Annotated in this window: 26 protein-coding genes; 23 read left to right on the top strand and 3 right to left on the bottom strand. The window is 54.4% G+C overall.

The genetic code is table 11. The features are described 5' to 3' along the window. Positions 1-192 precede the first annotated feature (192 nt). The 5 genes from B5F94_RS08990 to B5F94_RS08970 all read left to right on the top strand — a co-directional run bounded on the left by B5F94_RS08990 (position 193) and on the right by B5F94_RS08970 (position 4,237). The gene (locus B5F94_RS08990; RefSeq protein ID WP_087329545.1) at positions 193-1,053 is read left to right on the top strand and encodes a TraX family protein; all 861 of its coding nucleotides are present in this window, start codon (positions 193-195) and stop codon (positions 1,051-1,053) included. An 11-nt stretch (positions 1,054-1,064) separates the two neighbouring features. Beyond that, a complete protein-coding gene (locus B5F94_RS08985; RefSeq protein WP_087329543.1) occupies positions 1,065-1,730 on the top strand; it encodes a response regulator transcription factor in 666 nt (221 codons plus the stop codon). Continuing rightward, entirely contained in the window at positions 1,715-3,091 is a 1,377-nt protein-coding gene (locus tag B5F94_RS08980) for a sensor histidine kinase (protein WP_087329541.1), read from the top strand. Before B5F94_RS08985 ends, B5F94_RS08980 begins: the two co-directional genes overlap by 16 nt. A 137-nt stretch (positions 3,092-3,228) precedes the next feature. Beyond that, complete coding sequence (locus B5F94_RS08975; protein ID WP_087329539.1) at positions 3,229-3,738, top strand: helix-turn-helix domain-containing protein; 510 nt, start codon at positions 3,229-3,231, stop codon at positions 3,736-3,738. A 25-nt stretch (positions 3,739-3,763) separates the two neighbouring features. Then, positions 3,764-4,237 carry a hypothetical protein gene (locus tag B5F94_RS08970; RefSeq protein ID WP_143383268.1) on the top strand — a complete coding sequence of 158 codons (474 nt, stop codon included), beginning with the start codon at positions 3,764-3,766 and terminating at the stop codon, positions 4,235-4,237. 167 nt (positions 4,238-4,404) lie between these two features. Here the strand turns inward: B5F94_RS08970 and B5F94_RS08965 are convergent, their stop codons facing one another. Further along, positions 4,405-4,770, bottom strand: coding sequence for a hypothetical protein (locus B5F94_RS08965; protein ID WP_087329535.1), 366 nt, complete (start codon positions 4,768-4,770; stop codon positions 4,405-4,407). 162 nt (positions 4,771-4,932) lie between these two features. Here B5F94_RS08965 and B5F94_RS08960 point away from each other — a divergent pair, with 162 nt between their 5' ends. From B5F94_RS08960 to B5F94_RS08945, 4 genes are all read left to right on the top strand, one after another. Next, positions 4,933-5,631, top strand: a complete 699-nt coding sequence (locus B5F94_RS08960; RefSeq protein ID WP_087329532.1) for a response regulator transcription factor — start codon at positions 4,933-4,935, stop codon at positions 5,629-5,631. Continuing rightward, positions 5,628-6,656, top strand: a complete 1,029-nt coding sequence (locus B5F94_RS08955; protein WP_087288380.1) for a sensor histidine kinase — start codon at positions 5,628-5,630, stop codon at positions 6,654-6,656. Before B5F94_RS08960 ends, B5F94_RS08955 begins: the two co-directional genes overlap by 4 nt. Positions 6,657-6,719: 63 nt before the next feature. Continuing rightward, positions 6,720-7,415 carry an ABC transporter ATP-binding protein gene (locus tag B5F94_RS08950; protein WP_087329530.1) on the top strand — a complete coding sequence of 232 codons (696 nt, stop codon included), beginning with the start codon at positions 6,720-6,722 and terminating at the stop codon, positions 7,413-7,415. After that, positions 7,399-9,729 carry an ABC transporter permease gene (locus B5F94_RS08945; protein WP_087329528.1) on the top strand — a complete coding sequence of 777 codons (2,331 nt, stop codon included), beginning with the start codon at positions 7,399-7,401 and terminating at the stop codon, positions 9,727-9,729. Before B5F94_RS08950 ends, B5F94_RS08945 begins: the two co-directional genes overlap by 17 nt. Before the next feature lie 294 nt (positions 9,730-10,023). Here the strand turns inward: B5F94_RS08945 and B5F94_RS08940 are convergent, their stop codons facing one another. Then, complete coding sequence (locus tag B5F94_RS08940; protein ID WP_087329526.1) at positions 10,024-11,385, bottom strand: sensor histidine kinase; 1,362 nt, start codon at positions 11,383-11,385, stop codon at positions 10,024-10,026. Next, the gene (locus tag B5F94_RS08935) at positions 11,382-12,059 is read right to left on the bottom strand and encodes a response regulator transcription factor (protein ID WP_087329587.1); all 678 of its coding nucleotides are present in this window, start codon (positions 12,057-12,059) and stop codon (positions 11,382-11,384) included. Before B5F94_RS08935 ends, B5F94_RS08940 begins: the two co-directional genes overlap by 4 nt. A 171-nt stretch (positions 12,060-12,230) precedes the next feature. On the opposite strand from B5F94_RS08935, the gene B5F94_RS08930 reads away from it, so the two are divergent. The 14 genes from B5F94_RS08930 (at position 12,231) to B5F94_RS08870 (ending at position 24,900) form a co-directional block, all read left to right on the top strand. Next, positions 12,231-13,154 carry an ABC transporter ATP-binding protein gene (locus B5F94_RS08930; RefSeq protein WP_087329524.1) on the top strand — a complete coding sequence of 308 codons (924 nt, stop codon included), beginning with the start codon at positions 12,231-12,233 and terminating at the stop codon, positions 13,152-13,154. Next, complete coding sequence (locus B5F94_RS08925) at positions 13,138-13,950, top strand: ABC transporter permease (RefSeq protein WP_242965644.1); 813 nt, start codon at positions 13,138-13,140, stop codon at positions 13,948-13,950. The genes B5F94_RS08930 and B5F94_RS08925 overlap by 17 nt, the downstream gene beginning before the upstream one ends. 13 nt (positions 13,951-13,963) lie before the next feature. After that, on the top strand, positions 13,964-14,773 hold the full coding sequence (locus tag B5F94_RS08920; RefSeq protein WP_087329520.1) for an ABC transporter permease: 810 nt from the start codon (positions 13,964-13,966) through the stop codon (positions 14,771-14,773). Next, positions 14,770-15,384, top strand: a complete 615-nt coding sequence (locus B5F94_RS08915; protein WP_087329518.1) for a hypothetical protein — start codon at positions 14,770-14,772, stop codon at positions 15,382-15,384. Before B5F94_RS08920 ends, B5F94_RS08915 begins: the two co-directional genes overlap by 4 nt. 15 nt (positions 15,385-15,399) lie before the next feature. Next, complete coding sequence (locus B5F94_RS08910; RefSeq protein WP_087329516.1) at positions 15,400-16,107, top strand: biosynthetic peptidoglycan transglycosylase; 708 nt, start codon at positions 15,400-15,402, stop codon at positions 16,105-16,107. A 33-nt stretch (positions 16,108-16,140) separates the two neighbouring features. After that, positions 16,141-16,563 (top strand): winged helix-turn-helix domain-containing protein, encoded by a 423-nt coding sequence (locus B5F94_RS08905; RefSeq protein ID WP_087329514.1) that lies wholly within the window; start codon positions 16,141-16,143, stop codon positions 16,561-16,563. Positions 16,564-16,871: 308 nt separating this feature from the next. Further along, the gene (locus B5F94_RS16445; RefSeq protein WP_158100268.1) at positions 16,872-17,030 is read left to right on the top strand and encodes a hypothetical protein; all 159 of its coding nucleotides are present in this window, start codon (positions 16,872-16,874) and stop codon (positions 17,028-17,030) included. A gap of 87 nt (positions 17,031-17,117) precedes the next feature. Then, on the top strand, positions 17,118-17,780 hold the full coding sequence (locus B5F94_RS08900; protein ID WP_087329512.1) for a response regulator transcription factor: 663 nt from the start codon (positions 17,118-17,120) through the stop codon (positions 17,778-17,780). Then, a complete protein-coding gene (locus B5F94_RS08895; protein WP_087329510.1) occupies positions 17,768-19,015 on the top strand; it encodes a sensor histidine kinase in 1,248 nt (415 codons plus the stop codon). Before B5F94_RS08900 ends, B5F94_RS08895 begins: the two co-directional genes overlap by 13 nt. Positions 19,016-19,076: 61 nt before the next feature. Then, on the top strand, positions 19,077-20,072 hold the full coding sequence (locus tag B5F94_RS08890) for a hypothetical protein (protein ID WP_087329508.1): 996 nt from the start codon (positions 19,077-19,079) through the stop codon (positions 20,070-20,072). A gap of 5 nt (positions 20,073-20,077) precedes the next feature. After that, entirely contained in the window at positions 20,078-21,217 is a 1,140-nt protein-coding gene (locus B5F94_RS08885; RefSeq protein WP_087329506.1) for a hypothetical protein, read from the top strand. 7 nt (positions 21,218-21,224) lie between these two features. Next, positions 21,225-22,100: an ABC transporter ATP-binding protein gene (locus B5F94_RS08880; RefSeq protein ID WP_343212810.1), complete on the top strand. Its 876-nt coding sequence runs from the start codon at positions 21,225-21,227 to the stop codon at positions 22,098-22,100. Then, on the top strand, positions 22,097-23,287 hold the full coding sequence (locus B5F94_RS08875) for a hypothetical protein (protein WP_087329502.1): 1,191 nt from the start codon (positions 22,097-22,099) through the stop codon (positions 23,285-23,287). The genes B5F94_RS08880 and B5F94_RS08875 overlap by 4 nt, the downstream gene beginning before the upstream one ends. After that, positions 23,275-24,900: a hypothetical protein gene (locus B5F94_RS08870; protein ID WP_087329500.1), complete on the top strand. Its 1,626-nt coding sequence runs from the start codon at positions 23,275-23,277 to the stop codon at positions 24,898-24,900. Before B5F94_RS08875 ends, B5F94_RS08870 begins: the two co-directional genes overlap by 13 nt. The last annotated feature ends 58 nt before the right edge of the window (positions 24,901-24,958 follow it).

Below are 24,958 nucleotides of genomic sequence, written 5' to 3'. Positions count from 1 at the left end.
TTGAGCAAGGGAGCTGCGCAGGCGGGCGCGGCTCCTTTTTTACGGCGGGGTGAGAGAAAGACGGCAGGGGAAACTGGAGAGGGGGCCATACGCTCCATACATCAGAAAACTTGAAATTTCGAGATTCCCCTGATACTTTCCTTAGAATTGCCTGTTACCATGGCGGCAGCACTTGAAAAGGAGACTTCTGCTATGGAATCAACACGCACATTGACCAGAACCGGGGGTATTACAGAGACGGGCCTCAAGTGGATCGCCCTGGTGACCATGGTCATGGATCACATCCACTACTTCTTCGGCTTTACCGGCTGGATCCCAGAGTGGTTCAGTATGGTGGGGCGGCTGGGCGCACCGCTGTTCCTCTTCTGTTTGGTAGAGGGATTTACCCACACTCACAGCCGAAAAAAGTACTTCGCCAAGGTCTATCTCCTCTCCACCGCCATGTCCATTCTGCTGTTTTTCATGGCCTTCGGCGGGATCCTGGTGCGTCCGGACGGCTTTTATCCCACCAACGGCATGATGACCACCTTTGTGATCCTCATGATCGTCTGGCAGGGCATGGACTGGCTGGGGCAGAAAAAGATCCTGCCCGGCCTTGCGGCGGTGATCCTCCCTCTGGCCTGGCCCTTTCTTGTAGTAGGGCTTCTGGCGGCGGCCCCGTCCCTTTCGTCGCCCCTGGGTTTCCTCTGCTACTCCTTCCTCCCCATGTGGGGCACAACAGGGGACAGCAGCTGGCCCGTGCTGGTGATGGGGGTGGTGCTCTACCTGTTCCGCAAGCGTCGGGGCGTGCAGGTGGCGGCCTTCTCCATCTTCTACTTCCTCTATGGTGTGGTCTATATGGTCTATATGGGTTCCACCATGGCGCCGGACTTCGCCTGGTGGCAGATCTTTACCCAGTACTATGAGATCTACGGCATCTTGGCGGCGCCGTTGATGCTGTGGTATAATGGCCGGCGGGGCGGCGGTCACAAGCTGCTGTTCTATGCCTTTTACCCCGCCCACATCTATCTTCTCTATACCCTGTCCTGGGGCGCCTATCTTTTGCTGAATTGAGGTGAGCGGCCATGGCCCATATCCTGGTGGTTGATGACGACAAAGATCTCTGTGCCCTGCTGAAGACCGCTCTGGAACGGGACGGACACCAGGTGTCCGCCCATCTCACCGGCCGTGAGGTGGACGAGGCAGCCTGCCGCTGGGCGGACTGTATCCTGCTGGATGTGATGATGCCGGGGGAGGATGGGTTTGCTCTTTGCCGCCGCATCCGGGCGCTGGCGGACTGTCCCATCCTTTTTCTCACGGCGAAGACCGAGGAGGCCGATGTACTCACCGGCCTGGGGCTGGGCGGGGACGATTACCTCACCAAGCCCTTCCGCATTGCTGAACTGCGGGCACGAGTGGCGGCCCATCTGCGCCGGGAGCAGCGTGCGCCCCACGCCCGCCTGCGCCGGGGCGGACTGGATTTTGACCTGGCGGAGCGGGCCGTGTACTGGCAGGACACACCCTTGAAACTGACCAAGGGCGAATATGCTATCTGTGAGTATCTGGCTATGCACCCAGGGCAGACCTTCTCCAAGGAACAGCTCTATGAGGCGGCTTTTGGCTACGACAGCGAGGCAGATGCCTCTGCGGTTACGGAGCACATCAAAAACATCCGGACCAAGCTGCGTCCGACAGGGGAGAGTCCCATTGAAACCGTCTGGGGGGTGGGCTATAAGTGGAAAAACGGATAAAGAAGCCCGCCGGTCTGACGGCGCTGTTCTGGCGGTATCTCCTCACCACCGGCGCAGTGATTATATTGCTGGCCATCCTCTGGTGGTTTTGGATGATCGTCATGATGCGAAACGGTATTGTCTACCCAGCCAACACCGCCGCCAATGGGGTGGAAACTGTGGTGCAGGCCCTGTCTGCCGGGGGACTGGATACAGCGGACATCCCCTATTTCTACCGCTGGGCTATTTTCGATGATCGTGGGGAGGTGCTGAGCGACGGGAATATGGACCAGCGACATCTGGACTATGCGAAGGCCGCCCTGGCCGGGGAGCCGGATCCCCAGGGGATGTTCTATTCCCAGTACCACCGACTGACCCAGATGCCGGACGGGACCACCTGTGTGATCCAATATGACTACTCCATGCCCTACGGCTCCGAGGTGCTCCAGGGCCGCCTGCCGGAGTTTCAGACCTGTGCAGCCATCATCCTACTGCTCTCCTGGCTGGCAGCGGGCGCGATCTCCACCCATCATTTTGCCGGCCTTCTCCGAAGGGATGCCGCTCTGCTGACCGGCGCAACGGAGACCATTGCCCAACAGCGCTTGGATACGCCTCTTTCTGGGAAAGCCAGAGTGCGGGAGTTTGGGGAGACCCTAACTGCCATGGAGCAGATGCGCTTGAGCTTGGCCCAATCTCTGGAGCGGCAGTGGGCCATGGAGCAACAGCGCCGCTTAGAACTGGCGGCGCTGACCCACGACCTTAAAACGCCGCTGACTGTCATCAGCGGCAATGCGGAACTGCTGGCGGAGGACTCTCTGCCGGCGGCCCAGGAGGAGATGGTGAATACCATCCTCCACAGCGCCATCCGGCTCCAGGACTATGTGGCCCAGCTGCGGGCCATGACCGCCGAAGGCGCGGAGGCAGACCAGAAGAAGGAGACGGCGGACCTGGCGGACCTGGTCTGTGGATGGCGGGGGATTGGGCAGAGCCTCTGCGCCGCCAAACAGATTCGTTTCCAATGTTCTTCTGTCCCCAAACTGGAATTGTCCGTCTACCGCACCAGCCTGGACCGGGCGGTGAGCAATCTGCTGGACAACGCCGTTCGCTATACGCCGGTGAGCGGGGAGATATCCCTCACCGTATTGGGAGAAGGGGACCAGTTGACAATTGCCGTGGAGGACACCGGCCCCGGGTTCTCCCCGGAGGCTCTGGCCAGAGGTGAACAGGCCTTCTTTACCAGCGACGCCAGCCGGCCCCAGAAGGGCCACATGGGAATGGGCCTCTATTTCGCTGGACAGGCTGCAAAGCGCCACGGCGGTTCCCTGAGGCTTGCCAACACTGAGCAAGGTGCAAGGGCAGAACTGGTGTTGCCGATAAACTGAAATCTGCCGGCTGTCCCACGGGGGCAATCGGCAGGTTTTATTGCTGCTTTCTGAAGATGTTAAGACACGTTGCTTGTGGCAACGGGCGATTTCAGTTACAATAACGGCAGCGAAGTAAAGACAGGAGGCGGTCCTCTATGCTCAACGAAAATATAAAAGCATTCAGAAAATCAAAAGGACTTTCCCAGCAGGAACTTGCTGTCAAACTGAATGTTGTGCGGCAGACTGTCTCGAAATGGGAGCAAGGCCGGTCGGTTCCAGATTCTGATATGTTGATCTCCCTGTCGGAAGTGCTTGAAATACCTGTGAGCACATTGCTGGGAGAAACCGTTATAGAAACAGAGGTTGATGGCCTAAAAGCTATTTCCGAAAAACTGGAAGTGATAAACTTGCAGTTGGCGCAAAGGAAAGCCACGGGAAGAAAAATTGTTCGTTGGCTGCTTATTTCATTATGTGCAATTATAGTAATGATTTTTGCGGCTTTGATAATATGGAGTAGTCCTTATTTGGGTTGGGATTATAGTGACCCTGAAACCGCCGTTCTCGGAGTGGCTTTCCACTCATTTGAATGGTTGTTTGTCAGAGTAGCGCCGATTATCTTTATTGTTGCAATTATTGGAATTTTCTTTACATTCAAGAGAAAATGAAGTGATAAATGGGGGTATTTCCAAAATGAAGAAAAAGATAATCGGTATTATTGTTGCGATAGTGATTGTTCTGGGACTGAGCCTCGTAGTTTACAATCAGATTATTCCTGATGAATATGTGCCTACTGATGATGAAATTGCCCTGCACCTGCAATTAGACACGGAAGAAGATGTTGGATTACTGGTTTATGATTATCGTGCAGACAGTTACGAATATAGTGGAGGCATATCCAATGCGGACGGTTCGCTGATCCAACACGATTCCGATAACATTGTGGTGTGGAATAGGGAGGAACTAAATCATCTTTCTGATTCATTCGAGTTGTCCATGCAATTCCGAATCATAACCGAATATGTGGCACCCAATTATGAAAATGTATATCCGGATGACATCACAAAATATTTGGAGCCTATCACATGGGAAGCACACTTTGGTGAATCATATTTTATTACCATCACCGGTGATAAGACAAATGGATATCAGGCTGTATTGAACTGATTTAATCGGAGGACATAGCAGAGCCAGCTGAGCCAGTCAACGGCAAGAAAATGGGCCTTGCCCACCTGATCTTGCCAATACCGGCCACGGTGCCAGGTCGGGACTGGTTTTGCCAATAAACTGAGCCTGCCGACTTCCCCTCGTGGGGTAGCCGGCAGGCTTTTGCGTTAGTCCTTTTCCGGGAGAATCTCTTCGCAAAGATAGGCAAACTGCGGGAGCTGATCCATGAAGGGATTCCAGCGCCGGCGGATCTCTGCGCGCTCCAGTGGATCGGCATTCTCCAAACCGTGGTCGTTGTCGGTAAGATACAGGACATCCATCCCAATGCTCTCCAGACACTCCCGGCAGAGATCTTCCGCTGACTCAATCCGACGACCGGTATCCACATAGAGTGGCTCCAAACCGATGGCGAGCCAGACATAGCCCACCTTGTCCGACCACAATAACTCAAAGTCCGGGCACTGCCGAAGATGCTCCGCAAACACCCCGCGGACTTTGTCGAGTTCTTTTTTCTCAGTTTTCGTGTAGATCATGTCTTTGTACCTCCTAAATTTGTAGTATGTCCGCTTTATATTTCCCAGATATGATTTTAATGAGGCCCAAACACCTCCCATCTTACAATCCTGTAAGATACCATACAGACTACTCCTCCTTGTGGTATAATGCCAGAAGAATAGCATGCCGGGGGAATGATTATGAGTAAACTCCTGCTTTTAGAGGACGATCTGAGCTTGATTGACGGCCTCACCTACTCACTAAATAAAGCTGGTTATGAAGTTGATGTGGCGCGCACGGTGGGGGAGGCGTTAGAACGCTTGTCCAAACCAGACTGCTTTGCACTGCTCCTTTTGGATGTGACGCTGCCGGACGGCACCGGCTTTTCCGTCTGCGAGCAGGTCAGAGAGAGGGGAAGTACGGTGCCCATCATCTTCCTGACCGCTTCCGATGAAGAAGTCAATGTGATCCGAGGCTTAGACTCCGGCGGAGACGACTATATCACAAAGCCCTTCAAGCTGGGGGAACTGCTCTCCCGCATCCGGGCGCTGCTGCGCCGGGCGGGAATCTCCGCGGCACAGCCGGCCAATCAAATGCAGTGTGGAGATCTGACCATTGATCTGCTCTCCGGCCGGGCGGCTATGTGCGGGCACCCTCTGGAACTGACCCAGGCGGAATTCCGCCTGCTCTGCCTCCTGGTGCGCAATGCCGGGAGGGTGGTGACGCGGGAGGTCATTCTCAACGACCTGTGGGACAATGCCGGGGACTTTGTGGACGACAACACCCTGTCGGTCTATGTGCGGCGGCTGCGGGAGAAGGTGGAGAAGGACCCCTCCCAGCCCAAGTACCTGCTGACGGTCAGGGGCTACGGCTATCAGTGGAAGGGGGAGGGGACATGACTTTTCTGCGGGACAGGCAGCTGCGGCGGTACCTGATCCTCCAGTTGCTGCTATGTGTGTTTCTGCTTGCCGCCGGTATCCTAACCTTGAACGGGGGAACGGTATCCGGCGGGGTCGCGGCAGGCATTCTCTTTGTGTCGGTCCCTTTGCTGCTGGGCGGGACCTTGTTCTTCCTGCACCGCCGTAGCCGCCTGTACCAGCATGCAGCGGAGATTGTCCGCCAGTACATGGATGGGGACTTTTCCAGCCATCTGCCTCAAAACCAGGAGGGGGATCTATTCCAGCTGTTCTCCGAAATCGAGCAGTTGTCTACGATGCTCCAGTCCAAAAACGAGGCGGAGCATAAAAACAAGGAGTTCCTCAAGTCCACTATCTCGGATATCTCCCACCAGCTGAAGACGCCGTTGGCGGCCCTGATGATGTACCAGGAGATCCTGGAGAGTGAGCCGGAGAACTCGGACACGGTACGGGAGTTTGCCAGCAAGATGGGGGCGTCCCTCCAGCGCATGGAGCAGTTGATCCAGTCCATGCTGAAGATCACCCGGCTGGACAGCGGCAGCATCGTTTTTGAGCGCCGGGATATCCTCGTCACCGAGCTGATTGACCGTGCCATCCGGGATCTGCAGACCAGGGCGGATCAGGAGGGTAAGACCATTCAGATAGAGGGAAAGCCTGAAGAAAGGCTGCTCTGCGATCCAGAGTGGACCAGCGAGGCTCTGGGAAATCTGGTGAAGAACGCCCTGGATCACACGGCGGCTGGCGGCCATATCCGTATTGCCTGGTCACGCACCCCTGCTATGCTCCAAATCCGGGTGTCTGACAACGGCAACGGCATCTCCTCGGAGGATATCCACCACATTTTCAAGCGGTTTTACCGGAGCCGCCATACCTTGGATGCGCCGGGGATCGGCTTGGGCCTCCCTCTGGCCAAGTCCATTGTGGAGGGGCAGGGCGGCGTGATTACAGTTCAGAGTACGCCGGGAGAGGGGGCCACCTTCACGGTTTCCTTCCTTACGAAACTGTAAGCAGAAATTCACCGGATTGTAAGGTTCCTCTGCTATCCTTTGGGATAAGGAGGTTTTGAGCCTATGGAAATCTTGAAAGTAGAAAACCTGTGCAAGACCTACGGCACCGGCGAGGCAAAGGTGGAGGCGCTGAAACAGGTGTCCTTCTCCCTGTGTCGGGGGGAGTTTGCGGCGGTGGTGGGGGAGTCCGGCTCCGGTAAGAGTACCCTGCTCAACTGCATCGGGGCGCTGGACACGCCTACTTCCGGCCATATCCTCATGGATGGGCAGGATCTCTTTGCCATGAAGGACGAGCAGAGGACCATCTTCCGGCGGCGGAATATCGGCTTTATCTTCCAGTCATTTCAACTGATTCCGGAGCTGAATGTGGAGCAGAATATCGCCTTTCCTCTGTTGCTGGATTACCGAAAACCAAAGAAGTCCGAGGTGAATGAATTGCTGGAACTGCTGGGTCTGACAGAACGGAGGCGTCACCTGCCCAGCCAGCTCTCCGGCGGTCAGCAGCAGCGGGTGGCCATCGGTCGCGCTCTAATCACCAAGCCGAAACTGATTTTGGCCGATGAACCTACGGGCAACTTGGACACCAAAAACAGCCAGGATGTGATCGCTCTGCTGACCCAGGCGTCCCGGCACTACCAGCAGACCATCCTGATGATTACTCACAACAACAATTTGACCGCCTCTGTGGACCGGGTGTTCCGGGTATCGGACGGCGTCCTGACGGACTTGGGAGGCGCATTCGATGAAAAGCTATCTTAGTCTCGTCCCGCAATATGAAAAGGTACACCGCAAGAACAATCGAATTTCGGTTCTCTGCATTGTCCTTTCGGTGCTGCTGGTAACTGCTATTTTCAGCATGGCAGACATGGCGCTGCGCGCACAGAAAAATTATTTTATCAAGACGAATGGTGAATACCATATCAGTCTGACCGATATTGATGAGCAGACGGCGGAGCTTGTAAAAGCGCGGGTAGATGTTTCCCTCTGTGGATGGGCCTATCAGGGAAGTACCGGCTCAATCGGCTCCAAAGCAGTCAGTTTCGCAGGTGCGAATGAGGACACCTTTTCCACTTTGACAGAAATGGATATGGAAAACGGTTCATACCCCACCCAGCCTGATGAAGCATTATTGAACAGATCAGCTTTGGAACAGTTGGGCCTTGCGGTTGGCGACACCGTGACCGTTACAGTGCCGGACGGTTCCAGCCGGGAATATCGCATTACCGGCGTGCTTGCCGATATGGGAAGTCTGCTTAAAGCGGATGTATATGGTATGGTATTGACCGAGGACGGTTTTCGCCAGATTGCGGATGAAAATGCCCAAAACGGAACCACTTTCCGCGTCCAGTTCAAAGATGGCGTAAACATTCAGGAGGCCATGAATGAAATAAAAACACAATATGGCCTTTCAAACAGTCAGGTAAGCGAAAATACGGCGCTCCTTGGATTGATGGGACAAAGTGAGAACAGCACAATGCAGTCCCTATATATTGTTGCGGGCTTTCTTGTCCTTCTGGTGCTGATTGCCGGTGCAGTAATGATTGCCGCCAGCTTTAACACAAATGTTCTGGAACGGGTTCAGTTCTATGGCCTTTTGCGGTGCTTGGGTGCATCCAAAGCACAGGTAAAGCATTTCGTCATTCTTCAAGGGCTGCGCCAAAGTATGAAGGGCGTACCGATTGGGCTGGCTGCCGGACAGATCATTACATGGTGTGCCTGCCTCTTGCTGAAATCCATCAGCGGGGAACGCTTTTCAGAAATACCGCTTTTTCAGTTTAGTGTAAGCGGTCTGATTGCTGGTGCGGTGATTGGTTTTCTGATTGTACTGCTGGCGTCCCTGTCCCCAGCGAAAAAGGCTTCTAAAGTATCGCCGGTAACTGCAATTAGCGGCAGTACACAGCTTACGCAGAACAAAAGGGCTGCAAATACAAAGCTGTTCCACATTGAAACCAGCATGGGAATTTTCCATGCACTATCCGGCAAAAAGAATGTATTCCTTATGACCTGCTCATTTGCTATCAGCATTATGATGTTCCTGTCGTTTCAGGTAATGGTAGTCTTTCTCAATCAAGGGATGCCTGCACTCTCTCCATCAGCAGCGGATGTATCTATTACAATGGGAAATACGCCTCTGGATAAGTCGCTGGTGGAACAGATTAGCGAAACGGAAGGTGTTGACAAAGTTTTTGGCCGTATGGAAATGGCTGGCCTTTCTGTTTCCTCTGATGTGGGAGAAGGAACCATCACGCTCATTTCCTACGATGATAACCAATTCGGGTGGGCGAAAGAAGAATTGAATGAGGGCAGTATCACGCCTGCTATTGAAAATACAGATCGTGTTCTGGTCACTTATCAAGATGGTGCAAACTGGAATGTTGGAGATAGCATAGTCCTTCATACAACTTCCGGCGATAAGCAGGTAACGATTGCCGGAATACTGGCAACATCCACGGCCAGTGCGGTGAACGGTGCAGGCAGCAGCGGATATATGATCTGCTCGGAACAGACATTTACCGCTTTGGTTGGTGATTTGGGCTATACGACGATTGATGTTCAATTTTCTTCTGCTGGCGGGGATGATACTGTTTCCACAATACGGAGCATGATCCCATCCGACAGCACTGTTTCAGACAAGAGAATTACCAATTCCGAGTCCCAAAGCTCCTACTATACAGGCGCGGTGTTTATTTATGGCTTCCTCATCATTATCGCACTTATCACAGTGTTTAACATTTTTAACAGCATGAACGCCAGTGTAGCGTCCAGAACAAGGCAGTACGGTGCCATGCGGGCCATCGGTATGAGTATCAGTCAACTTTATAAAATGACAGCAGCGGAGGCATTTACTTACGCTTTTATAGGATGCGTTGCAGGATGTGTTTTAGGATTGCCCCTAAATAAGATTATCTTTCAGTATTTAATTGCAGATAAATGGGGTATAGGTTGGAAAATACCTGTTGGTCCTCTTATGCTGATTGTTTGCCTGTGTATTATTTCTGCCCTGGTGGCAATAAAGCGGCCAATCAAACAAATGGGTAAGATGGAGATCGTGAATATCATCAGTGTACAATGAGTGAATGAAAAAGGCAGACGGCCATTGAAACCGTCCGCCTCACCTTAGTGAATAGGAAGATAAATGCTGACGCAGAGATTTTGAGAGTTCCCCTGCTCAAATCGCACTGTCCCACCGTGTGCGGCGGCGATCTGGCTGACCAGCTTCAAGCCTGTCCCGTGGGCGGCCCCGCCGTCTGGCTCCAGCGTACGAGCCGAATAATGAATTTCTGTGGTACCTGATACTTTCCTTAGAATTTGCAGTTATCATTGCAGTGAGCAAAAGGCGGACGGCCTGTGAGCCGTCCACCTTTTCTCAACTTATTGTGTCCGCCGAAAATGTGATACAGATGCTCAGACCGTGGGGTTTGGCCTGCCGGAACTGCACCGTCCCGCCGTGGGCCTCCACGATCTGCCGTACCAGTTTGAGGCCCAGGCCGTGCTCGCCACCCTGGGTGCTGGAGACGTCCGCCTCCCGGTTCAGCGCCTCCAGCCGGGCGGCGTCCATCCCCACGCCATCGTCTATCACCGTGCAGACGCATCGCCCATCCTCCGCCCCTACTGTAACAGAGATATGGCAGCCCTGGGGATTGTGGACGATACTGTTGCGGATCAGATTGTCCAGCATCCGCCGGAGAAGGGCGGCGTCACCCTCCATCCGGGCAGCCCGGCCCGGATGCTCTTCAGAGAACTCGATCTCATATCGTTCCGGCAGTCCGCTGTTGAGTACCTCGCTCACCGCCTGCCGCCCGATCTCCACCAGGTCCACTGTCTCCCTGCGGATGGGCTGGAGGGCGTACTCCAGCTTGGTGGTCAGGTTCAGATCCTCCACCAAAGATCTCAGACGCTCCCCCTGCCGCCGGATCATCCCGGCTTGCTGCCGGGCCTCGGGCGGGAGGGCGGCATCGTCCTCCAACTCACTGGCGTAGCCCAGCACCATGGAGAGGGGCGTGCGGATGTCGTGGGACACCCCGCGGATCCACTCCGCCCGCGTATTGTCCTTGCGCATCAGGTAATCCCCGGCCCGGTTCAGCCCCGCGTTGATCTCCGCCAGTTCACCGCGCTCGTCCAAGGACTGGTAACTGCCCCGGCTCAGGTCCTGGATGCCCTGCAAAATGGGGGACATGGCCTTCTCCACCCGGCGGGCGTTTCGCAGCATCAGAAAGACCATCAACAGCAGGTTGCACACAAAGACCACAATGGATCCCATCAGGAACATCAGCAGGGAGGGCTTTTCCATGGAAAAGTAGTATTTCACTAAGGTGTCCGGAGCGAAGCCCACCACCATCAGGGCGCCGTCCTCCCGGCTCCACACCTTCACCGGATAGTCCTGGAGATACCAGCGGCTGAAGGAAGCCACCTGGGCGCTGGTGTAGGACCGGGGCAGCTCCTCGGGAAGCCCATGTTCCCAGACCACGCTGCCGCTCTCGTCCAGGAGCATGGCCCAGGCGTCATGTTCTTGTAGCAGGGCCAGCGCCGTGTCGTCCGCCGCCCAGATGCCGCCCTGTTCCGTCACATGGCTGGAGACCGACCGGACAGACAATCCGTTGTCTGTCCCGCTCATGTACCCAGCGGTCAGAACAGTCAGGACCAGCAGGAGATTCACCACGAGGAACAGCGCCAAAATGCCAATGGTAGAGAAAATGTAGCGCCGGAAAAAACGCTGTACCGGATTCACGATTTCGCCCCCTTCAGATTGAGCCGGTAGCCCAGCCCCTTGGCCGTCACCAGAGAGACCGGCTTGGAGGGGTTTTCCTCAATCTTCTCCCGCAGGTGGCGGATATGGGTAGAGAGGGTACTCTCGTAGCCCTGCCAGAACTCCCCGCAGATGGTCTCACACAGGATGCCGGTGGTGACAATCCTTCCGGCGTTCTCATAGAGCTTCTGGAACAGCTGGAGTTCCTTGGCTGTCAGGGGCAGCCGCTCTCCGTTTTTCCACACCTCCGCCTTCTCTAAGTCCACCGTAGAGGCCGCCAGCTCCACCGTCCGGTGTGGCTCCGGGTAAGTCCGGTGGAGGATGGCCTGCACACGCAAAAGCAGCTCCTTGGGCAGAAATGGCTTGGGGAGATAGTCGTCCGCCCCGATCTCCAGCCCCTCGATGCGGTCCTCCGCTTCGCCCCGGGCGGTGAGCATCAGGACGGGGACATGGCTGGTGCGGCGGATCTCCCGCAGAACCGCAAAGCCATCCATCCCCGGCATCATCACATCCAGGACGATCAGCGCCGGCTGCTGTTCCCGCCAAACCTGGAGGGCCTCCTGGCCGGAGGAGGCGGTCACAAGCTCGGTATAGCCAGCCCGGCGGAAGATGGAGCATAGCATCTCCAATAGGTCCCGGTCATCGTCTACCAACATAATTTTATACTTCACTCTGGGACGCCTCCTTTCCTTTGGCTTTATGATACCACCAAAGTGTTGGCCTGCCCATGCCCTCCGCAAAATCTCAGAGAAAAATTAAGGTTGGCTCAGCGTTATCTCAAGGTTCGGGTGCTATCCTGTTGGTACCAAGCAAAGGAGGTACCGCTTATGAGCGACTGTATCATCGAAACCAAGGGACTTACCAAGCGCTACGGGGACCAGGTCAGCGTCTCCAACCTGGATCTCCACGTTCAGAAAGGCCGCATCTACGGTCTCCTGGGGCGCAACGGGGCGGGCAAGACCACCACCATGAAGATGCTCTTAGGGCTGACCGCTCCCACATCCGGCTCTGTGTCTATCTTCAGCCGGCCGCTGAAGGGGAACGAGAAGCGCATCTTGCCCCGTATTGGCAGCCTCATCGAGTCCCCGGGGTTCTATCCCAACCTGACCGGCACAGAGAACCTGCAGATCTTCGCCCGGCTCCGGGGCCTCAAGAGTCCCAACTACATTAAAGGGGCGCTGGAACTGGTGAACCTGCCCTACCGGGACAAGAAACGCTACGCCCAATACTCCCTGGGCATGAAACAGCGGCTGGCCATCGCCCTGGCGGTGATGCACGACCCGGAGCTGCTGATCCTGGACGAGCCCATCAACGGCCTGGACCCTATCGGCATCGCCGAGGTGCGGGATTTCATCCGGGCGCTGTGCGACGAACGGGGCAAGACCATCCTGATCTCCAGCCACATCCTCTCCGAGATCGCCCTGCTGGCCGATGACATCGGGATCATCGACCACGGGGTTCTCCTGGAGGAGGAGAGTCTGGCGGAACTGGAGCGGAAAAACGGGAAAGTCCTCCGGTTTTCTGTGTCCAACGCACCGGTGGCCGCCCAGCTGCTCCAGCAGGAACTGGGCATCCAGGCCGTCACCGTGGAGAATGAACGGGATCTGACCGTCCGGGATCTCCGCCTGGACACCGGCGCGGCGGTGCGGCGGTTCGTGGAGGCGGGGCTGGTGGTGTCTGACGCCCACCTCTATGAGGACACTCTGGAGGACTACTTCAAGCGCATCACAGGGGGTGAGGGCATTGCTTAAACTCCTGTGGTGTGAATTTGCCAAGCTGCGGCGCAAGCCCCTGTTCTTTGCTGCCGCTGCCGTGTCTGCACTGATCCCCCTGGGGTGCGCCCTGTTCCTGCCGGACTTCCGGGAGTTCACCAGCGGCGCCGAGGCGGTGGACGGCATGATGTCCACCCTGTTTCAAATGAGCGCCTATCTGCTGCTCATGCCGGCCCTGGTGGTACTGGCCTCCAACCTGCTCTTTGAGGAACAGGACAACGACACCCTGAAGAACCTGATGACTGTGCCGGTGAGTAAGAGAGCCCTGGCCATGGCAAAGATGGCCCTGCTGTTTCTCTTTGCCATCGCCTTCATGGCGGTAGGGGGGCTCGTGATCCTGTTCATCGTGCTGGCCGCCGGGTGGGAGCCGGTGGGTTTCCTGAGGCTCTTCCTTGTGGGCATCGGCCAGGGGATTATGATGTGGGCCGGGGCCCTGCCCTGCATCCTGCTGGTAGTGCTGCTGAACCGGAGCTATATTGTCTCCGTGATTGTCACCTTCTTCTACACGTCTGTCAACTACATCTTCGGCCTCAATGACCTCTTCATCACCCAGCCCTTCGGCCTGAACCTGGGGACGCTGCTCCCCGGGCCGCTGACCTTCCGGTGGTACTTCCAGTATCTCGACTTTTCCAATGCTGGTGCCGAGATGCTGGGGCTTCTGGAGCGGGTCAGCCCCTATTTCGTCACCACCGCCCAGGCGTTTTTGGTGACCGGAGTCGAGGCCGCGGTGTTTCTGGCCCTGATCGCGCTGGTCTACAAGCGCCAGGGCGTTTGAGGAGGTGCGGAGCATGAAGAAAATGATTCAGACGGAGTGGTGGAAACTGCGGCGGTGCCAGATCCTGCTGGTGGGCATTGTGGCTCTGGCCCTATGTCCGGTGGTGCAGTACGGCACCCAGCTGATCGTGAACCCGGAGATCCGGGACCCCAACTATGACTTTGTCCACCTGTTCGCCAACGTGGTGTGGGGCAACACCCAGGTGTTTCTCCCTATCTCCCTGGTGATGATCGGCGGGTGGCTGATTGACCGGGAGAACACCCATGACACCATGAAGAACCTGCTTACCGTCCCGGTGTCCTATCCCAAACTCCTGGGGGGCAAGCTGGCGGTCACCGGCCTGCTGTCTCTGTTGTTTGGTCTTTACAGCGTGGCCGTGACGGTGCTCACTGGGGTGCTGGCGGACCTCCCGGGACTGACGCCAGGGGTGATCCTCCAGCAGGGAGGACAGGTGGTGGCTGCGGCGCTGACCACCTTCCTGGTCTGTATGCCCATGATTTTGATTTTCGGGCAGATGCGGGGCGCCTATCTGGGCGGCTCTATCCTGACCTTTTTCCTGGGGTACTGCATCCTGTTTTTCAAGAGCGGGTTCCTGCTCTCCGCGTATCCCTTCTCCGCGGCACTGGTACTGGCCGGCTTTGATATGCAGGAGTACAACGGAGCAACTGAGGCGCCCAGCATCCCGCTGGCCCTTCTGGGCATGGCGGCGGTCATCGTTTTGACGGCGGTGATCTTGACCTTCTCCAGACCCAGCAGCAAGGCCGGGAGTACAAAAAAGAAAAAGTCCGGCGGACGCCGGCAGGCAGGGAGGAGAACACGATGAAAGAAAACCGAAAGAGATGGGTGCCGCTCCTGACCTGCGGCCTTCTCTGCGCCCTGCTGCTGTCCGGCTGCTCCGGTGTACTGCAGTCCCTGGCGGACGGGACGGATGCGGTTCTGGGCGGCTTGGCAGAAGGGACAGACCGGGTCGCCGGCGCGCTGGCGGATGGGACGGACGCAGTCCTCGACGCCGCCGCTGACGCGACAGATGACTCGGTAAAAGACGCCCTTGTGGGTGCCTATGGTTCGCTGGTGGATGCCGCCGGCTCCTGGGCGCTGACACCGGATCGCTCCCTCCAAGGGGAGCGGGTCCGGGGTGAGGACGACTACACCGGCACCTATGAGGCCGACTACCAGGACTTTTCCGGCACAGAACTGCTCTTTGGCAGCACCACCCTGGACCGGGCGGCCGGGAACACGGTAGAAATCTCCTGCTCTCTCGACATTGAGGAGGGAGAGGCTGCCGTCTTCCTATGCTCCGGCTCGGATGACCCGGTAATCCTGCTGTCCGGGAGCGGGGACTACAGCTCCACCATCGAGGTAGGCGGCGGCAGCACCTATATCGGCGTCTGGGGCGAGGAAGCAAACGGAAGCGTGTCCATTCAGATTGAGTAAACTGTGAGGTGCGTCATGAAGATACTGAAAAAACTGCTGGTACGAATCATTCTGTTGATCCTGACAGTGGGAATCGTGTGCGGCAGTGTAGTGGCTGTTCTGGGATACTTCATGTATCGTGACGCACTCAAGGAGCAGAGCTTGGAGGACAGAGTTGCTGAGGTGCAGGCAAACCCCAGTTATACGACGTTGGCGGAACTGCCGGACATCTATCTTGAGGCGGTCGTGGCGGTAGAGGATCACCGCTTTCGGCAGCATTGCGGCATCGACATCATTGCCATCGCCAGGGCCGCTTGGAATAACATCAAGTCCTGGAGCCTGCGGGAAGGCGGTAGCACCATCACCCAGCAGCTTGCCAAAAACCTGTATTTTACCCAGGAACGGAGTTTTATCCGCAAGGCAGCGGAGATGTTCATGGCATTCCGACTGGAGCAGACCTACACAAAGGACGAAATCCTGGAACTGTATGTCAACTCAATCTATTTCGGGGACGGCTACTACTGTGTCCGGGATGCCAGTGAGGGCTACTTTGGGAAAGAGCCTGGGGAGATGACGGACTACGAATCAACATTGCTGGCTGGAATACCGAATGCACCATCCGTCTATTCGCTGACCGCAAACCCAGATCTGGCCGAGCAGCGGCAGCAATATGTTCTTCAGCAGATGGAGAAGTACGGGTATCTCGATGCACAAGAGGCAAACGCAATTCTTCAAAACGGATAGTGCTGCAAAAAACACTGCAGGGAGGTGAACAGCATGGAGGAGATCATTGTCATCCGGGCAGCAGATCCAGACGGCAGTGTATTCAAGGCCGTTGTGGATGCGCTTAGGGGCAAGAGAGCGGAAGTGGTCAGCGTCGCTGCCCCGGTCTCCTCCATGTTGCGTATCGGAGAACTGGAGATCTATCATGAGCACCGCAAGGTGCTGATGGCTGGCAGGGAAGTGCGGCTCAACCACGGGGAATACGCCATGCTCTATTGCATGGCCAGCGCTCCCGGGCAGGTATTCTCCAAGGCGCAGCTCTATGCAGCGGCTTGGGGAGAGGAATATCTACATGGGACGAACTCCGTGGAGAATATCATCTGGCGCTTGAGAAAGAAACTGGAGAATGATCCTAAGCATCCGGCGTACATAAAAACGGTAATTGGGACTGGATACAAAATTGAAATTACAGATTGATGGGTAATCTTTGGGCTGTCATAAGGTATATCCTCATAGTTGCCTGCGAGCTTTTTGGTGAGACTTTCCATAAAATTCCCTATTTCCATGACATCAGAATCTGAATAGGAGTTGCTTTCGGAAGATCCAGGAAAGCACTCTGTCTAAATCTCCGGACACAACGCGTTCTTTGGGGATTGGGGATGCTTCCCTAATAAGCAGAGCAAAGTGGGTAACTCTTTGCCCTGCTTATCAATTTTGAGAGAACGTCAGATTGAGCGTTGTATTCCGTCTTATATAGGGACAAACCAGATAAGGAGGCTTGTGCTATGAACTTGAAAAGGCTCTATATCCAAACAATCCAACAGGTTATAAAGCAAACAGACTCATACAAAATCGCTGTAAAGCAGAAAAAAGTACTCTTAGCGCATCAGAAATTGATTAAACCAGAACGAAACGATTTGAAAAACGAGAAAAGTTCTACATGATAAATTCATAAATAGGCAATTATAAAGAGCTTACTTGACTGTTTATAGACTTTTTCCTATTATGATACCAGCAAGCGAGGTGAGAATATGAGTTACACTATTATGGTCGTAGATGATGAGCAGATGATTTTAGATATGCTTCGGGATCAGTTTGAAATGGAGCAGTATCAAGTAATCACGGCAAAAAGCGGTGAGGAGGCCCTGCAAAAGCTGACCCAGCAGCCAGATATTATTCTGCTGGACATCAATATGCCGGGGATGGATGGCCTTGAATTGTGCCGGGCGATCCGTGACCATGTAACCTGCCCCATCTTATTTTTGACCGCCCGGATTGAGGAGGCGGACCGAGTCGCCGGTCTGCGGGCAGGCGGTGATGATTACATTTTGAAACCGTTCAGTCTGGCAGAACTGACCGCTCGGGTGGAGGCCCATCTGCGCAGGGAGAGCCGCATCCAGCAAAAAATCAGCGTCCGGGGCTTTGGAGACATTGTGGTGGACTATGCCGCAAGGACTGTCTCCCGAAATAGCCAGCCCATAGAACTTTCCAAGGTAGAATTTGATATAGTGGAACTGCTTTCTCTCCACCCTGGACAAGTGTTCAGCCGGGAAACAATTTATGAACAGGTGCGGGGCTTTGACGGCACCGCTGACAATGCTGTGGTGAAGGAACACATCCGCCGCATCCGAAACAAGCTGGGGGCGCAGTATATCGAAACAGTCTGGGGGTGCGGCTATAAATGGGTAAAATAAAGCACTGGCTTCGCTCCATGCCTCTCCGCCGAGCCTTCGTATCACTTGTCCTTGTTATGGCGGTGCTTGTAGCAGGTATTTCGGCAGCGACCATTTTTACCTGTGTCAACGTGCAAAATCACATCTTGGAAAGTGTAACGGACTATCAGGTGCTGCCACCCCAGGAAACTGAGGATGAATATAACCTGGTGATTGCGGATGATGAACAGATTATTCCGGGAGAAAATGGACAGCTTGTGATTTTATCCACCGAGTACCAAATCGCCAACCTAAGCGATACACAGCGGGTCGCCTACTATGCGGCAAAAGCGGCCGTAATCCTGGTGCCGACCTTGCTTTTCGTGCTTGGTACAATCTTCTGCGCTTGGATATTCTATGCCATCAAACTGAAACAGCCGCTGTCGTTACTCTTACAGAGCGCCGACCGCATATCGCAAAGCGACCTGGATTTTTGTTTGGACTATCCAGCTTCGGATGAAATGGGCGAGCTCTGTCGAGCGATGGACACCATGCGGGCTGCCCTCTTAAAAAATAATCAAGAGACTTGGGCTATGATGGAGGAGCGGCGCAAACTCAGCGCCTCCATCGCCCATGACCTCCGTACCCCCATCACTGTGATGAAAGGATACACAGAATATCTTTCGCATAATATCCCGCTTGGACGCATCAGCGAGGACAAACTGATGGACACGATTCATAATCTTTCTTTGGCAACAGATCGACTGGAACAGTACGCAAACCAAGTGCGCGAGATACAGGCGATGGATGCCATACCAGTAAAGCCAACAACCTGCTCTCTGCGGGAATTTTTTGAGGAGCAGGAGGACGAATACACCGTTTTAGCGCATCAGCACCAGCTTCAATTCTCTATGGATATTAGTGGGGTCCCGGATATTCAGGTCATGCTGGATGGGACCTTGGTACATCGCATGATCGACAATGTGATTTCTAATGCCTTGCGTTTCGCCTGCCATGAGATCGCTTTGAAGGCCGGGTGGCAAGAAGGAATGCTTACCATCCAGGTATATGATGATGGGGCAGGCTTTTCGGAAGAATCCCTCCGCTCCGCCACAAGGCCGTTTTACAAAGAGAATACGGAAAATGACCACTTCGGGCTTGGCCTCTCTATCTGCAACACCCTTTGCCAGAAACAAGGTGGAACGCTCTCTCTGAGCAATCACAACGGAGCCTGCGTGGAAATGCAGATACAAGCAGAAAAAATTGATGCCGATTGACCAATCGTAGACCTTTTCCCATTATGCTCTCCTTATCCTACCGATAAGGAGAGTATTTTTTATGCACAGACTTCTTTTTTTCTCTTTGGTGCTTGTATGTTTGCTGGCTGGGTGCAGCGCGCCCCAGGCCAGCAATCCGGCCCCGGACGAATCAAACGACTTGGACGCCTATTTTGAGGAGGAGCCGGCAGACAATGAGATGGGTTCTGCGGAATTTGGACTGCAAGACCCGATGGACACGGTTTATACCTACGATGGCGAACCGTTGGAAATTCCGTTCTCCATAACAGGCGCTTCTTCTGGAACGACCACGGAGATCGGCGTCCTCTTGTTTGTGGATGGAGTGGCCCAGCCCTATTCCGCAGTCTATGAGGATGGTACGGAGCGTGAGGAAAGCTATATGCAGGTCTTTAACCTAGATTATGGACAGCAAGAGAATTTCAACATGGTATTCCAGCCAGTGACCGGCAAGGCGGGGGAAACCGTCCCTGTTATGACTGTCACAATTCTGGAGCCCAGTTTTGTAGCAGAAGGGCCCGATAATCCGCGTTATGGCTTCCACCACCAGGAATCTGCAACCACATCCCGCCAGATTTCTTTTGCAACAGACGCCCCCGTACAGACATTGGCCGCAGCCGGTACGGACTACCATGTGGTGGATTTGCCGCAGGACGTATTAGATACCCTGGCTGCATGGGGCGCGACCGATAGCCTGGACACGACGGCAACCTTGTCCCTGGGTGTTGAAGATGGAAATTACATCCAGGCAGACGGAAAAACAGCGACAATCACCGTGCAACTCTACGGCGGGCCAGAGGCGGAGTTCAATATCACTCTGTTTATTAACCACCAGCCTGTCCAACTCAATGGAGCGGACTATCTCTCTGTTCGGACTGTAAAAAACCAGATGGTAGAAGCCACATTCCAGATTGATACCTCTGCACTTGGTACGCTGAACACCGTCTATGCCATCGCCGTTACCCCGGAAGATGGGGAGCTTGAAATCAACAATCCAGTTAAGACAGCATCTGTACTTTTGGTCAACGGGGAGGTTTGACGAACATGAAAAGAATCAGTATTTTGCTTGCACTTGCACTCAGTCTTTCTCTGCTTTCCGCCTGCGGAGGCAACGAACCGGCGGCAAACACCGGAAATCCGTCCAGCGATCCCTCAGCGAACGCCCAAAAGGTTCCTGACGAATCGGCGGAACAGGCGGCCGGCAGCGCGGTCAATTTTCTCGCGCCGGAGTACGATTATGCTGCCAATGAGTTGAAACTGACCGATTTGTCTACCGGCGAAGTGACAGCTACCTATGTTTTTGACGCCGCCCAAACACCTATGTTGACAGACAAGACCAGCGAGGGAGCCATCGTCATGTTGTCCAGCCAGACAGCGGCGGATGTGCAGGACACCGGCGGGGTCACGGTGATCTCCGGCGACAGTTCTGCGGAAAAGCTGTATTACTGGCTGTTCGATCAGAGCCTTAATTTGGTGGATAGCTATGAATTGACGGACGAGGCATTGGTAAATGGGCTTTGGGGCTCTGTCTTTGCCGCTGCGCCGGACGGGAAAGCCCTTGTATATGCGGAAGGACCCAGCCTCTATCAATATACCTTTGAGACGCAGGAGCTGACAGAAATCACTCCGGCCATGAGCGAAACCGTTTATTTTGAGGGGGTCGGGTACAGCGGCAGCGGAAACTATCTTGCCTTTTTCGGAAGCCTGGACGGGCAGGAAAATACCACGGCCTACGGCTCGATTGATCTGAGCAACAACGCCGCCGCTGTTTTTTCTGCTGAGGGCTTTTCCGGTTCTATGCTCTCTGTGAACGGAGAATATGCCGCTGTTTCCGATACGATTCTGCCCGCCAGCATGGGAGGCGCAAAGCAGACCGGCTCTGTCCTCTTTTTGGATTTGTCCCAGCAGCAGGGGAAGGTAATCAACGTGGAGAGCGGAGATGAAAGCGGGATTGCCGCCGTATCCGCAGACGGCCAGTACATTGTGACCTGTGCGGGTGGAGACAGCCCAAGCGGCACTCTGCGGGCCTATCAGGTCAGCGATGGCACAAAAGTTGTGGATGAAACCTATACGATGGATACAAACTGCAAACCTTATGAGATTTGGGTCATCGGCCATTCCGCCTATGCAGCTTTGGGCACGGATGACGGCTATGCCCTCTCACAAGCGGTTGACCTCCCGTGAGGAATACATGATGAAACTGGAACTTGAAAGCATCACAAAATTTTATGGAAAATATCCCGCGCTCCAAAATGTATCCGCTACTCTGACAGAAGGCGTTTACGGTCTGCTGGGGCCAAATGGGGCTGGAAAAACGACACTGATCAACATTTTGATTGGAATACTGCCTGCCAGCAGCGGCGTGATCCATCTGGACGGTGAAAACACCGTCCAGATGGGCGGGCGCTACTTCGACCAGATTGGTTATATGCCCCAGTACCCTCAGTTCTATGCAAATTTTACCGTACAGGAATTTTTGGACTATATGTGTCAAGTAAAAGGGGTGGCAAACGCAAAACAGAGCATCGACGCAGCCCTGGTTTTCGTCAACCTGGAGGAAAACCGCAGCAAGCGGATCGGGGCGTTATCCGGTGGGATGCGGCAGCGGCTGGGGATCGCCCAGGCCATTCTGAACGACCCCAAACTGCTGGTGCTGGACGAGCCAACGGCGGGTCTTGACCCTGGTGAGCGGATTCGCTTCCGCAATCTCATTTCCCGTCTGGCCAAGGGGCGCATCATCCTTTTAGCTACCCATATTGTTTCCGATGTGGAATATATCGCCAAAGAAATCCTCCTGCTTCGGAGGGGGACATTGGTCATGCAGGGTACGCCCAGGGAACTGGAGCAGAGCATCCAGGGAAAGGTGTGGGAGGTGTCGGTCAATGAGGCGGATATGGCTCTGATGGTGGACACTTACTGCGTGAGCAATATCAAGCAGCAGGATGGCTCCTATCTGCTGCGCATTGTGGATGATGGGAAACCGCTCCGAGGCGCAAAGCCGGTATCCCCAAATCTGGACGATGTGTTCCTGCACACCTTTTTCCAGCCAAGTGAGGGACAGATATGAGTTTTCTCTATTTGGAGGCCAGAAAAGGCATCCTGCGGCGCTATACACTGATTGCGCTGGCGCTGTTCCTGTGTCTGAATACGGTCAAAATCATTGCAGACTATCACGCCGGCGAGATACGGCCCGTTGCGGCCAATACAAGCGGAATGCAGGCAGGCTACGACACCATCTATGAGCGGATCAAAGGCCCCATTACAGAGGAAACCGTGCGTTTTCTCACGTCAGAGTACCAGCGGCTGGACGATTTGACGGCAGATGGAACATATAGCCGGGAACCGCAGGAGGGGACGTATAGCGGCTATATCTTTGGAGACTACTATCTGCTCCACAGCTATTTCTATCCCCACATGGAGTACAGTGTCAAATATTCCTCTGACATGGAGGAAATTCTGGCCCAGGCAAAAGAAAACGTGACCTTCTATCAGGAGAGCGGAAATGTGGCGGGAGTGGCAGAAAATGCCTACATTCTCCAGCACTATACAGACCGAGCGATCCCTGCGTTTTATCTGTATGACGGCTGGGAGGCCCTGCTGTCCTATGACTTTTCCGATCTGCTGATCCTGCTTTTACTCATTTTGGCGGTAGCGCCCGCATTCACCCGGGAGAAGGAAAACGGGATGACCTTGATTCTGTCCTCCTGCAAACGAGGCAGATGGCCTCTGCTCTTTTCCAAATGCGGCGCTGGAGTGATATTTGCCTGGATACTGACAATTCTGTTCGCCTTGTCAAACCTGCTGGTATTTGGGCTTTTGTGTGGCTTTGAAGGCTGGTCCAGCCCGCTCTATGCTATCGAGAGTTATCAATATACTCCATTTTCCGGCTCGATTTTGCTGTTCTATGGATTGATTTGCGGGTTGAAGGCCATCGGTTTCAGTGTGACAGCACTCTTGCTGATTCTCCTGTCCGCCTGTTTCCAAAAATCACTCTATCCATGCCTGATGGGATTGGGGCTTGGCGTGGCATTGAACTACTGCGCTGGCTGGGCGCTCTCCCCCGTGTGGTGGAAACAGGTCCTCGCTTGTATCAGCCCATTCACCTTGACCAGCGGCAGTAAACTGCTGGAAAGCCTGTCCGGAGTGAGTATCGGCGGGGTATATTTGCTCCGGCTTTTTGTGGTTCTGATCGTTCAAGCTGTAATCGTGTGTCTGCTGGTCATAGCAATCAGGAGGAAATCATGCTGCAAGTAGAATTAAAGAAGATATTATTTCATCATAAAGGGCTTTTACTTCTTCTGATTGCTCTGGCGGCTTATGCAGTCTTTTGCGTCGGCAGCGGCTACGACAGCAGTTATGTGATTGATCGGAACGAAGATACCTACCTGACCTACATGGAACGCTGGCAGGGTGAGATAACAGAGGAAAAGGCGCAGGAGATGGAGGCGGAGTACGCAGAAGCCACCCGCTCCGATGATGGCAGGAAGGCCGCCTTTTTAACCATCTACAACCAGTATTACTACGCAAAAGAGGACCCCGCTCATCGTTTTCTCATGGATGAGAGGGGATGGGACACATTGCTGACCCACGATGGCGTGAATGTAATCCTGTTACTATTTCTGCTGGCGCTCTGTGTTCCGGTGTTCTGCGGGGAGTACCAGTGCGGGATGGCGCAGATCCTCCGCTCTTGCAGAAACGGCCGGGGGCGGTTGGCTGGGATCAAATTGGGCTCATTGGCGGCTCTGGCAATTCTGGCAACGGCTTTGTTCCAGTTGGTACAGTTTGTCGTTGTCGCCTTGTCGGTCGGTCTGGATGGAGCATCCTATCCGCTGCAAAGCCTGTCCTTTTTTGAAAATTCTCCCTACTATATTTCCGTTGGGCAGGCGTATGGGATTGTAGTCTTGTCCAGGTGCTTGGGGGCTGCTTGGTTTGCTATCCTGATTGCCCTTCTCTCCATTCTGTTCCGGCAGACGGTGCTTACTACATTTTCCTGCATCGCAGTTTCTATTCTGCCACATTTGATCGGCGGCAGCTTCCTCAAATATGTCCTTCCGCTCCCGGCGGGTCTGCTGGCCGGAACCGGCTATGTGTGGGGGACACTGACAGAGGTTGGATATGACGAGGACTGGAACTTGATTGATATAGTAACCTTTCCGGGCATCACACCGGAGCAGTTCGGCTTTTTGATAGTCCTGTTCTTGGCTATCGTATGTCTGCTGGTGTGGCTTTGTCTCAGATTTTATGTCGGCAGGCGGAAGGCCATTTCTGCCCGCCCGGTCCTGACAGCGGTGCTCATACTCTGCATGACCGTTTCATTGACTGGCTGCGGGCACAGCAATTCCCGTGAGATTACGCATGATTTTCTGGCCGATGCGTCCAAGGGAGAAAACAGCGCCTACACGGTAGAGCTTGATATGGTGGAGAACACCATCACTGCGACCAGCAAGGCCACAGGCGAGGCCATCTTGCTGACCCGTGATCCCTTTGGACAGTCCGGGGCTATCTCCAGCATCTATGTTGACGAGGATGCCTGTTATTATGCCTCCAGCGGCGAGGTGGGGAATGGCTTTCAGATTTACCGAATCGACTTCAAGGATTTCTCTACACGGCTTTATTTCAGCACCGGCTCTGATAACACAGCGACCTTTTGGGGGCTGCTTGACCATGAACCGACAGTGGATGAACTGCTGGCAGATGTAGGCTCTATTACATCCTTTGTCGTAGACGGGAACTACATCTACTATCTGCAAGGAGGACGGCTCTATAAGGTATTCCGCTGGACGGGATGGGAAACGGTGGAGGTTACAAACGCATCGTGTGTTCAAAACTTGAAGTATCAAAACGGAAAGATTATCTGTAAGGGATGATAATGAGTGTTGTCTACAACAGGAGAAAATACTGCTATTTAGAAAAGAACCTGCAGAT

Origin of the sequence: Flavonifractor sp. An4 (assembly GCF_002161755.1) — a bacterium.
In the GTDB taxonomy this organism is placed as follows: Bacteria; Bacillota; Clostridia; order Oscillospirales; family Oscillospiraceae; genus Flavonifractor; species Flavonifractor avicola.
The sequence above is the reverse complement of the archived record's forward strand: the minus strand, read 5'-3'. Positions and strand labels throughout refer to the sequence as shown.